Below are 9980 nucleotides of genomic sequence, written 5' to 3' on the forward strand. Positions count from 1 at the left end.
CGATACAAGGAGAAAACCCATGCAACTAAACGTAAATCTTGAAGAAGAAGAAATTACAAAACTTTCTACAATTCAAAAGATAACAGGCAAAGACTTAACAGAAGTATTACGAACAGCGATTGATCGCTATCATCAACAAGTTAATAAAGCACCCATACAAAAAAGTCCCCTCCAAATATTTACAGAACTCGGCTTAGTTGGATGTATTGAAGGAGATCCCGATCTCTCAACCAACTACAAATCCGTAGTCAAATCCTACATTCTCAAAAAACATGATCATCATTGATACAGGAGCCTTTGTCGCACTGTTCAATCGCCGAGATTCTGCACATCTAGCAGCGCAAAAAGCCTTTGAAACAATCCAAGAACCAATGATTACGACATTCCCTGTCATCCTGTTACTTCCTAGCCGCAACAGTCAGCCACACCGCCCAATCGAATTTTCTTAAAAGCTTTGTCCTAGGAGCATTTCAAATATTCGACCTTGAACCAACTCACATCGATCGGATGATCATTCTCATGGAAAAATACGCAGATCTCCCAATGGATATGGCAGATGCCTCTTTAGAGCAGTTAAACAGTGGACGCATATTAACCCCGTCGATTGCCGCGATTTCAATGTCTATCGCTGGAATAATAAGCCATTTGAGAACCTTTTGATTTAGCGCCGCGATCGCCACTTTCCAGCCTTGAGATGAATGATAAAGCTGAGATTGTTATATTGGAGATAGTAAATCCCTCTAGAGTAAGCGATCGCAATATCAAGACCATGACTTTTGCCACCACAGCCTCACCCACCCATAATAATTTCAAGATTCGCCCAGATATCCTCGAACTGCAACCTAGCCTCGTGCAATGGCGGCGAGACTTTCATCGATTTCCTGAACTTGGTTTTCAAGAAAAGCGCACCTCCACAGCCATTGCCGAAAAACTCACTGCATGGGGCATCCCCCATCAAACAGGCATCGCACAGACAGGTGTTGTTGCCACAATTACAGGCAAGGAACATGGCAATAACAAGGTTTTGGCGATCCGTGCTGATATGGATGCGCTACCAATTCACGAAGAAAATATTGTGGGATACAAATCCCAAATTGACGGGCTGATGCACGCCTGTGGTCATGACGGACATACTGCGATCGCAATTGGTACTGCCAAATATCTTTGGGAACATCGGGCTGACTTTAGTGGAACTGTCAAAATCATTTTCCAACCCGCCGAGGAGGGACCGGGGGGTGCAAAACCGATGATTGAAGCAGGCGTATTAGAAAACCCTAAGGTTGATGCGTTGATTGGTTTACATGTCTGGAATAACCTTCCCCTTGGCACAGTTGGAGTGCGTTCGGGCGCATTGATGGCGGCAACAGAATACTTCCATTGCAAAATTATTGGCAGGGGTGGACATGGTGCGCTTCCCCATCAAACTATTGACTCAATTTTGGTGGCATCTCAAGTCGTCAATGCTATCCATAGCATTGTTTCCCGCAACATCAGCCCCCTAGAGTCCGCCGTTATTAGCATCGGCGAGTTTCATGCGGGTTCAGCAACCAATATCATTGCCGATTCCGCTAAAATTAGTGGCACAGTCAGATTTTTTAATTCTGAAGTTGGCGCAAAACTATTACTACGCTTAGAAGAAGTAATCGCAGGAGTCTGTGCTGCCCATGGCGCGGAATACGAGTTTGAATATACAAAACTCTATCCTCCTGTGATCAATGACTTTGCGATCGCAGAATTAGTCCGCTCTGTTGCCGAAAATGTAATCGAGACAACCACAGGCATCGTTCCCGAATGTCAAACCATGGGCGGCGAAGATGTATCCTTCTTTTTAGAAGCCGTCCCTGGCTGCTACTTCTTCCTTGGTTCGGCAAATCCAGACAAGGGCTTAGCCTATCCCCACCACCATCCGCGCTTCAACTTTGATGAGGCTGTGCTAGCAACAGGTGTAGAGATTTTTGCGCGTTGTGTAGAGAAGTTTTTGTAATAAAGGATGAGAGCAGATCATTCTTTTGTAGGATGGTGAACTATGGTGCTGAGGAATATGCTCTGTCTGACAGATTAAGATTACAAATCTGAACCAGTCCAACTGATGGAGGTTAAGTAAATGAGTACCCAAGAAGCTACTATTATCGCACTACAAAACCGCGTTGAGTATCTAGAGGCTCATCTCCATCTTGCGTTGAGAGTTTTAAGGGAAATTGAGCAAGATAGCCAAGATTTATCGCCAAGTTTAGATTCTCAATTTCAAAGTCAAACGATCGATGTGATCCCCACTAGCAAGGTGGAATTGCCAACTTTTTTAAATTACCGCACATGGAAACATCCTCTTGAAGTGCAACCCTATCTCGAAAAAAATTTAGAAAAGAAAGAGCAACAAGACTATCTGGTTGCCAAAGTGTCCTAAGCTCATTAATTTTTTAAACAAAAAGGCTCTCACTGAGAGCCTTTTTGTTTGTTTACTCCTTTTGCGATCGCAGTTCCTTCGCCCTAATGCGCTGCCAGACTTTCCAACAAGCATAGATCATCAGTAGGGTACTAATCGCCGCATAGCTGCCACCTGCGGGCATCCCTGAAATTGCCATGGCAATACTACCCACCCAAAGCGTCAGGGCATAAATAAATAGCACTGTAAGGCGTTTGGATACACCAGCTTTAACTAAACGATGGTGTAAATGTTGGTTGCCCGCCGCCATCGGTGACTCACCTCGGATCAAGCGCTGCAAAATAACCGCAGTGGCATCAATAATCGGCACTGCCAAAATCATATAGGGAAGGATCAGGGCAACGGTTGCCACGGCTTTCACCAAGCCAATCACACTCACCCCTGCAAGGGTAAAGCCCAAAAAGTATGCCCCACCATCACCCATAAAGATCTCAGCAGAGCTTTTGGGCTTAAAGTTATAGCGCAAGAAACCTAAGCAACCTCCTGCCAGTGCCGCCGCAATCAAAGCCGCCGCAGGTTGTTTCATAAATAGACTGGTAATCAACAGTACCGCCGCCGCAATGGTGGTTACGCCTGCCGCTAATCCATCGAGTCCATCCAGCCAATTAATCGCGTTTGCCATCCCCGACAGCCACACCATTGTAATTGGCAAGCTGAGCCAACCAAATTTGATCAATCCAATAAATGGAACCGTAATAAAGTCAATTCTGACTCCTACGCGCCAAGCTGCTGCCGAGACTGCCAACTGAGCAATCAGTCGCGGTAATGGCGGTAAATTAAACAGATCGTCGGCAAAGCCAATCAGGAAAAATGCTGCCCCACCAATAGTGACACCCCAGACCTCGTACTCCCGCTCGGTTGGCAAAATGCCAAACCAACCTAAAGACCAAACGATCAGTAGGGCTGTGACACTACCTAAAAAGATCGCCACACCACCCACGCGAACAACGGGAGTCGTGTGCATTTTGCGGCTATTGGGCTTGTCTACCAATCCTGCTTGTAGCCCATAATGACGGATAACTGGTGTACTTAGCCAGACTGCGATCGCAGAGAGCGTAAAGGCGACCAAGTAAGGAATGGCATTTGGATGCAACATTACGGAAGTTAAGGGGATTGAGTGTTTAAGTTGGCTGAATTTATGCCGTAAGCATAGCACTGGATGGGTGAAACGCACATGCTCAGAGCATTGATCAACATGGGATTGAGCAAGACTCTGAGACGAGTTTCAAATTTAGGGCAAAAATCATGTTAAGATTGTAAGCCGTGTGAAAAATTTCCATCATCAAGTAAGCGTTAGAGATTAGTTCATGAAAGTTGTTAGCTCTCTGAGATCGGCAAAAACTCGCCATAAAGACTGCAAAGTTGTACGTCGTCGCGGCAGAATTTATGTCATTTGTAAGTCAAACCCAAAGTTCAAAGCTCGTCAAGGATAATCAGCAATTTTGCGTTATTTATCAAAAGAAAAAGACCGTCGTACGACGGTCTTTTTCTTTTTTGGGCGACTGCGTTAAAATAAATCCATGACAAGTAACACGCGCAAAGCAAATCTCCTCAATGCGATCGCACCTGTGAGTCGCGGCTTGCAAATGACCGAAAATCAGCGCAAGGCAATTTTTTCGGCAGTTGCTTATTTGGAAGAGCTAAACCCCACACCTGCGCCAAATCAAAGCCCTGAGCTACTAGATGGCAATTGGTTGCTGATGTTTACCACCAGTCAAGAACTATTGGGTATTGATAAATTTCCTCTCTATAAATTGGGCAATATTTATCAATGTTTGCGGGTCAAGGAAGGCAAAATTTTTAATATTGCCGAAATCAAGGGTTTACCATTGCTAGGCGGAATTGTCAGCGTTTGCGCCAATTTCACTGTGGTTTCTGACCAACGGGTTAAGGTAAATTTTGAGCGCTTAGTTGCTGGTTCCCAAACCTTAGCAGGCTATCGCGACGTGAATAGTTTTATTGATACTTTGCAATCGCAAAAAAGATTATTGGCAGTAGATTTTCAAATCAAGCGCGAAGACCAGAAGGGCTGGCTAGAAACTACCTACCTCGATCAAGATCTGCGAATTGGGCGCGGCAATGAAGGGAATTTGTTTGTCTTGAGAAGAGTTCCCTAATAATCGCAGTTACCGAAAGCTTAGGGATGCACCTGTCCCAAAATTGCACTCAGCCGATCATAGTCATCCTTCAGCAGAATACTGAGCTTTCGCCCCGACTGCACTAACCAATTGCGATCGCAATTTCTGACTTGATAAACATTGCGTAATACCGCCGCAATCAGTTCATCCACAGGCGCATTACTCATCTGTACCAAAGTGCGTAAAAAATTAAATTCCTCAGTGAAATTGGCAATTTCCGACTCCTCGCAGGCATATACAGCTTGATGAATTTGCGGAGGCTGAGCAGGTAAATGCTGATAGATGTTCCCCATAGAGCTAAAGCCAAGCAACACAACTTTAATTTCGGAGCGGAGCATCGCAAAAATTTGGGGTTGCTGCTCACGGAGTTCCTGAAGACTCAGACCAAGTGCTACGGCACGATGCACCGAATCGATCGGCGCAGTAGTGGCATGGTAAACCACTCCATAGGTCACAATTTCACTATACTCATCCTGTTGCGACTTTACCCAACTCCCAAAAGCAGGCATCAATGGAAAATCCAGATTCTCTGGCTCAAGACATTGCGCCAAAAATTCTGTGGTAGAAGTGGCGACAACTTCGGCTAAATGCTGAGGATGACGATCGCGCTGAGGCTGAGACAGTGGTAAAAGCATTGGCTTTAGTGGTTAATACTTGCAGTAGATCTCAAACTAACGCTCCTATAGACCGATGACCACCCCAGCGCTGCACAATCAGGTCATCATAATGTCCCGCGCTGTCTAAAACTTCAGCAAGCGCAAGTTTAAACTCATTTTGCTGACAAGAAGCACCCAACAAAGTCACATGAAATCGAATATCCCCATCCTCTACCATACTAAAGCCACCAAAACAGAAGTTATCATTTTGATGGAGTAGATATCGCAACAAATCAGAGCTAACTTCTACTTCTGTGGCAATACCTGCCCAAATGTAAATGATTGATTCTGATTCACGAAAGGTTTTTACTTCCACCAAAACATTAATGGAATCGAACTGCAAACTAAAGTTAGGATTAACGGAATCAGAAGTAATGCGATCGCAAATTGCGGGTAGCCATTCAGCTACTTTGTCGTAGCACTCTTGCTGTGCCTTTGATTGAAAATTCATGCACTCAACTCACTACTTACTAAAGCACTCTAAAGCAATTAAGAGTTTACCGTATATTTTCAACCTAATTTTCATCGCACTTGTGCCTTACATGCTGCGATCCGAAGCCCTCTCGCCGCCCCAAGCTGCCACAATCTCGTTATCGTACTTATCCGCAGTTTCTAACACTGACGACACAGAAGTTTGCAATTCGTCACGATCGCAGGTCGAGCCAACTAAAGTGGTGTGAAACCGAATATCGCCATCATCGTCAATGCTAAACACCCCAAAGGGCAGTTCAGAATTTTTATACAGCAAAAACTTCATCAAATCTTGGGTGATTTCTGCGCCCGTTACCACATAAGACCAAGTAGAAATGATTGCTTCTGTATTGCCCCAAGGTAATACCTCAACGGTTGCGGTCGCTGATCCCATGGGCAATACAAATATGGGCATGTTATAGGGAGGCGAATAAACGTTCTCATACAACTCCTTCAGCCAAGGCTGGATTTTCTCATAGCAGGCTTGTTGTATGGTGGTTTCAAATCTCATATCCTTACCTATAATTTGAAATTCTATTTAGGTTTTGTTTAGCATCTCGCTAATTATGTTACAAAGAGACCACTTTTTTAGTAGTCTGGACTACTCACAATGGCATAGATGCCATCATTCTATATGGTTAGGATCAAACTGAAATCCATCAAAAAAAGTCTCGATCCCGCGTGAAGTCGATTCAGGAATATGCGTATCAGGAACTCCGATTGATTTAGCGGCTTTTTTCCAAAGATCTTCGCGATTGACGGCATCAATGGTTTCCTTAATCTCAAAGTTGTCTGGCAACTTTTGCCAACGTCGATATTCATTCAAAAACCATAGATCATGACTCTTGTATGGATAGGAAACCGAAATGCCATCACTTGACCAATATTTAATTGGATTGTTTGAGCGATCAACCTTGAGAGTCCCTGTTTTTTGATTAGGAATACTTTTAAACAATTCCGAAAATATCTTGGTTGGTTGGGAAATAAGACTGCGAATGTCTTTGAAACTCATTGCCAAAATTGTATTCAACTCCTGAGCATTGGCAGGATCATCACACCAAATCTGTGCTTCCATTGTCGCTTGCATCAATGCTTGCGTCGCAATCGGGTACTTATCCACCCAATCAGCACGCATTGCCAGCACTTCACCAGGGTAGTTGCGCCAAATCTCAGCAACTGCGATCGCAGGTTCAGCAACACCAGCTTCCGTAAGTTTGAGCGTATGCCAACTATCAACACAAAGCAAATCGGCTCTGTTTTGTTTCACATCAGCCAGCATTTGCTCGGTGGCGATCGTCAAAATATCGATATTTTGCTTAGGTGTCACCTCAAGGGCTGCCAGCCAATATCTGAGCCATAGATCATAATTACTACCCTGCTCGGCGATCGCCGCTCGCATCGGCTTACCAAACAGTCGCGCCATATCTTGCCAAGCAGAGAGCGTGGTACGCCCAATCTGCATTCCCAAGGTCTTCAGGCGCTTTGAGGCAAGAATATAACCGCCATGGGTATGCAAACGCATCAACACATACATTGCCATGCGACGGCTGTAGCGATTGATCATCCCCTCATTCAACAATTCGGGACAAGGGCTATAAAAATGACCGCCATCAATTCCAGTATTACCTCCCGCATTGCTATTGCCAAGATCTGTACCAATCTCAGTGCGATCGCAAATATTTTGCCATGACTTAAAAGGAACTAATTCGACATTTTTCATGCCATACTTGGCAAAAATCTGCTTGTTTTGAGCAACCAATAAAGGTGCAACTTCAAGGGAAGGAATAATGCCAAGGCGAACTGTGTTTACTTCGGGATTTGCAACAACGATCGTATAGGGATTAAGTTGAAATGGTCGTTTAGATGGCACTCCAGAGGTACAGTTCTGCAATAGCACCGCACCTGCTGCTGTACCAAAAGTCCGTAATAGTCTGCGTCGAGACAGCCGCATCACTTCCCAACCATGGAGACAATCTAGGATTTCTCCGATAAAAATGCTTGTACGATTTCTAGGATACGCTGACTCGACTTGCCATCGCCAAAGGGATTAGCCACATTTGCCATTTGGTTATAGGCACTGGAATCACTCAATAATGCGGAAGCCGCCGTCACAATATTCGCCGTTTCTGTACCAACTAATTCACTTGTGCCTGCGGCGATCGCCTCTGGGCGCTCCGTCGTTGATCGCAATACCAGTACAGGTTTACCAAGGCTCGGCGCTTCTTCTTGCAAGCCACCCGAATCACTCATAATCAGATAACATCTTTGCATCGCTCCCACTAGCTGCTCATAGTCTAGCGGTTCAATCAAGAAAACACGGGGATGATCGCCTAACTGCGCCATCAATGGCTCTCGCACCACAGGATTCAGATGCATTGGCAACACCAAAGCCACATCAGGAAAATCTGTCAAAATCTGTAACCATGCAGCGATAATATGCGCCAACGGTTCACCCCAGTTCTCGCGGCGATGTACCGTCGCCAAAATCACGCGCTGTCTCTCCCAGTCTAAGCCCGCAATTTCGCACTTAGGCGATCTTCCCGAAACATACAACAACGCATCAATTACTGTATTCCCCGTATGGTGAATTCCTTCTTTAATCCCTGAAGTTTTGAGATTTGCGATCGCAGCCAAGGTCGGCGCAAAATGTAATTGAGCAATTTGCGAAACTAAACGACGATTAGCTTCTTCAGGGAATGGATTAAAAAGATTATCAGTTCGCAACCCTGCCTCTACATGTCCCACAGGAATCTGTTGGTAAAAAGCAGCTAACCCTGCGGCAAAAGCCGTAGTCGTATCTCCTTGGACTAAGACAATATCAGGCTGAATCTCTTTATATAACTTCTCTAAGCCAATCAAACTATTGCAAGTTATCTCCGTTAAGGTTTGCTTAGGACGCATGATTCCCAAATCATAATCAGCCTTGAGTTCAAATAACTGCATTACCTGTTCCACCATCTCGCGGTGTTGCCCAGTCAAGATTACAGAGGTTTGGAAGTTAGGATGATTCCGAAACAAATGAATCACAGGAGCAAGTTTAATTGCCTCTGGACGGGTTCCTAATGTAATACAGACATGAAATTTGGTTACCAAAACAATCTCCCTAAGCAGCCTTCACAATCGTTTTCTAGATGAAAGTCATAATTTAAGATATATCTTTTTTATAACTTTTTTCTGATTTTGATTAATAAAAAATGTGTATGCTCATATAATCACATTAAAAGTTAGAGAAAATTACGCACATCAGAAAACAAAAATAGCTTTCCTCGATTTTGGGTTATTTAGTTCATTTTTTAAGTGGTTAGTCTATGAAAACACTGCTTCAAGGTTTATCTGCTAGTGCTTTATCTCTAGCAAGTGTAGGTGCTTTGTTCACCACTCCAGCGATCGCCTCATCCCTCACAGGTGCGACCATTGGCGGCTCGGCTTCTAGTGACTATCTTGTGTATGACGCTAATATAACTAATACTTTCCTTGTACCAAGTACATTCGCCAATGTACAGACAGTTTTAGATGGTGATGCAGATAGTCCCACAGGAAACGTAGAGCTGCGTGCCAGCAGTGAGCAAACTGTTTTTGACTTTGACAAAAACACTACCTTATCAGGTACGCTCGGTGGTAAAAGCATTACCCTGAGCAGTCTCACAGCATCAGATTGGTATACAGCCAACTATAACGGCTCAGGCAAAACATTTGGAGAATATTGGCTTGCCGAAGCTCTAACTGCTAATGGGTTTGGAGCAGTAGTTGGTACACCATTTGGCAATACTCTTTTTAATACATTTGTTGCTAATGGCGGTTTTCAAAGATTTAGCGATCCCAACATTTCTTACGTTAATCAGGACGAGGTAAATGGCGTAGTTTCTATTGGGTTAGCAGGTTACTATAATGCAGCATTTTTATTTGGTTTACCTAGTGCAAACATACAAGCTAGCGAAGTTGTGAAGTACAGCTATAATGGCGGTCAGCAAACTGGCTATTTGTATGGATTCATCGCCACCGATTCTAAATTGATTTCTAATGACGGCACTAGCTCCCACACTGGCAATTATGAAGTGACTTTCCAAGGTGCTAGACCCGTCCCTGTACCTGCGGGATTTGTGGGTGTTGCCTTGGCGGGTGTCATTGGCAGTGGCATGATCAAGCGTCGTAAATTGGCTAGCAACGTCTCATAAGTAGCCATGCAGAATTATTTACACATATCCGAACTAATGGGAAGATTCTAAGAATCACCATATCCGAACTAATTACTGTGAGACTAATTGAGCCACT

13 protein-coding genes are annotated in these 9980 nt (G+C 44.3%); 7 read left to right on the forward strand and 6 right to left on the reverse strand.

All coding sequences use genetic code 11. The features are described from left to right. The first annotated feature begins 19 nt into the window (after positions 1-19). From H6F41_RS11935 to H6F41_RS11950, 4 genes are all read left to right on the forward strand, one after another. Positions 20-286 carry a CopG family transcriptional regulator gene (locus H6F41_RS11935; protein ID WP_190403701.1) on the forward strand — a complete coding sequence of 89 codons (267 nt, stop codon included), beginning with the start codon at positions 20-22 and terminating at the stop codon, positions 284-286. After that, positions 273-449 carry a hypothetical protein gene (locus H6F41_RS19005; RefSeq protein ID WP_242023027.1) on the forward strand — a complete coding sequence of 59 codons (177 nt, stop codon included), beginning with the start codon at positions 273-275 and terminating at the stop codon, positions 447-449. The genes H6F41_RS11935 and H6F41_RS19005 overlap by 14 nt, the downstream gene beginning before the upstream one ends. A 320-nt stretch (positions 450-769) precedes the next feature. Beyond that, positions 770-1984, forward strand: coding sequence for a M20 metallopeptidase family protein (locus tag H6F41_RS11945; RefSeq protein ID WP_190403715.1), 1215 nt, complete (start codon positions 770-772; stop codon positions 1982-1984). 120 nt (positions 1985-2104) lie between these two features. Beyond that, the gene (locus tag H6F41_RS11950; protein ID WP_190403702.1) at positions 2105-2404 is read left to right on the forward strand and encodes a hypothetical protein; all 300 of its coding nucleotides are present in this window, start codon (positions 2105-2107) and stop codon (positions 2402-2404) included. Positions 2405-2456: 52 nt separating this feature from the next. On the opposite strand, the gene H6F41_RS11955 is transcribed toward H6F41_RS11950, so the two are convergent. Next, positions 2457-3539: a glycosyltransferase family 4 protein gene (locus H6F41_RS11955; RefSeq protein WP_190403703.1), complete on the reverse strand. Its 1083-nt coding sequence runs from the start codon at positions 3537-3539 to the stop codon at positions 2457-2459. Positions 3540-3750: 211 nt separating this feature from the next. Here H6F41_RS11955 and ykgO point away from each other — a divergent pair, with 211 nt between their 5' ends. After that, positions 3751-3876 (forward strand): type B 50S ribosomal protein L36, encoded by a 126-nt coding sequence (gene ykgO / locus H6F41_RS11960; RefSeq protein WP_094534052.1) that lies wholly within the window; start codon positions 3751-3753, stop codon positions 3874-3876. An 87-nt stretch (positions 3877-3963) separates the two neighbouring features. Further along, on the forward strand, positions 3964-4560 hold the full coding sequence (locus H6F41_RS11965) for a PAP/fibrillin family protein (protein WP_190403704.1): 597 nt from the start codon (positions 3964-3966) through the stop codon (positions 4558-4560). Between the two features lie 20 nt (positions 4561-4580). Here H6F41_RS11965 and H6F41_RS11970 read toward each other — a convergent pair whose 3' ends face one another. The 5 genes from H6F41_RS11970 to wecB form a co-directional block, all read right to left on the reverse strand. Further along, the gene (locus tag H6F41_RS11970; protein ID WP_190403705.1) at positions 4581-5216 is read right to left on the reverse strand and encodes a hypothetical protein; all 636 of its coding nucleotides are present in this window, start codon (positions 5214-5216) and stop codon (positions 4581-4583) included. Between the two features lie 31 nt (positions 5217-5247). Continuing rightward, complete coding sequence (locus tag H6F41_RS11975; RefSeq protein WP_190403706.1) at positions 5248-5688, reverse strand: T3SS (YopN, CesT) and YbjN peptide-binding chaperone 1; 441 nt, start codon at positions 5686-5688, stop codon at positions 5248-5250. Positions 5689-5775: 87 nt separating this feature from the next. Next, a complete protein-coding gene (locus tag H6F41_RS11980; RefSeq protein WP_190403707.1) occupies positions 5776-6219 on the reverse strand; it encodes a T3SS (YopN, CesT) and YbjN peptide-binding chaperone 1 in 444 nt (147 codons plus the stop codon). 114 nt (positions 6220-6333) lie between these two features. Continuing rightward, entirely contained in the window at positions 6334-7659 is a 1326-nt protein-coding gene (locus tag H6F41_RS11985; protein ID WP_190403708.1) for a CmpA/NrtA family ABC transporter substrate-binding protein, read from the reverse strand. Between the two features lie 23 nt (positions 7660-7682). Continuing rightward, positions 7683-8801 (reverse strand): non-hydrolyzing UDP-N-acetylglucosamine 2-epimerase, encoded by a 1119-nt coding sequence (wecB, locus tag H6F41_RS11990; RefSeq protein WP_190403709.1) that lies wholly within the window; start codon positions 8799-8801, stop codon positions 7683-7685. Positions 8802-9016: 215 nt separating this feature from the next. On the opposite strand from wecB, the gene H6F41_RS11995 reads away from it, so the two are divergent. Beyond that, entirely contained in the window at positions 9017-9883 is an 867-nt protein-coding gene (locus tag H6F41_RS11995) for an NF038130 family PEP-CTERM protein (RefSeq protein WP_190403710.1), read from the forward strand. The last annotated feature ends 97 nt before the right edge of the window (positions 9884-9980 follow it).

This window comes from Pseudanabaena mucicola FACHB-723 (genome assembly GCF_014696385.1).
GTDB lineage: Bacteria > Cyanobacteriota > Cyanobacteriia > Pseudanabaenales > Pseudanabaenaceae > Pseudanabaena.

Excerpts from the sequence above, each read along its gene's own strand:
- H6F41_RS19005 (WP_242023027.1), top strand. The coding sequence starts at position 273 with ATGATCATCATTGATACAGGAGCCTTTGTCGCACTGTTCAATCGCCGA.
- H6F41_RS11970 (WP_190403705.1), bottom strand. The coding sequence starts at position 5,216 with ATGCTTTTACCACTGTCTCAGCCTCAGCGCGATCGTCATCCTCAGCAT.
- H6F41_RS11945 (WP_190403715.1), top strand. The coding sequence starts at position 770 with ATGACTTTTGCCACCACAGCCTCACCCACCCATAATAATTTCAAGATT.
- H6F41_RS11935 (WP_190403701.1), top strand. The coding sequence starts at position 20 with ATGCAACTAAACGTAAATCTTGAAGAAGAAGAAATTACAAAACTTTCT.
- ykgO (WP_094534052.1), top strand. The coding sequence starts at position 3,751 with ATGAAAGTTGTTAGCTCTCTGAGATCGGCAAAAACTCGCCATAAAGAC.
- H6F41_RS11955 (WP_190403703.1), bottom strand. The coding sequence starts at position 3,539 with ATGTTGCATCCAAATGCCATTCCTTACTTGGTCGCCTTTACGCTCTCT.
- H6F41_RS11950 (WP_190403702.1), top strand. The coding sequence starts at position 2,105 with ATGAGTACCCAAGAAGCTACTATTATCGCACTACAAAACCGCGTTGAG.
- H6F41_RS11995 (WP_190403710.1), top strand. The coding sequence starts at position 9,017 with ATGAAAACACTGCTTCAAGGTTTATCTGCTAGTGCTTTATCTCTAGCA.
- H6F41_RS11980 (WP_190403707.1), bottom strand. The coding sequence starts at position 6,219 with ATGAGATTTGAAACCACCATACAACAAGCCTGCTATGAGAAAATCCAG.
- H6F41_RS11975 (WP_190403706.1), bottom strand. The coding sequence starts at position 5,688 with ATGAATTTTCAATCAAAGGCACAGCAAGAGTGCTACGACAAAGTAGCT.
- H6F41_RS11965 (WP_190403704.1), top strand. The coding sequence starts at position 3,964 with ATGACAAGTAACACGCGCAAAGCAAATCTCCTCAATGCGATCGCACCT.
- H6F41_RS11985 (WP_190403708.1), bottom strand. The coding sequence starts at position 7,659 with ATGCGGCTGTCTCGACGCAGACTATTACGGACTTTTGGTACAGCAGCA.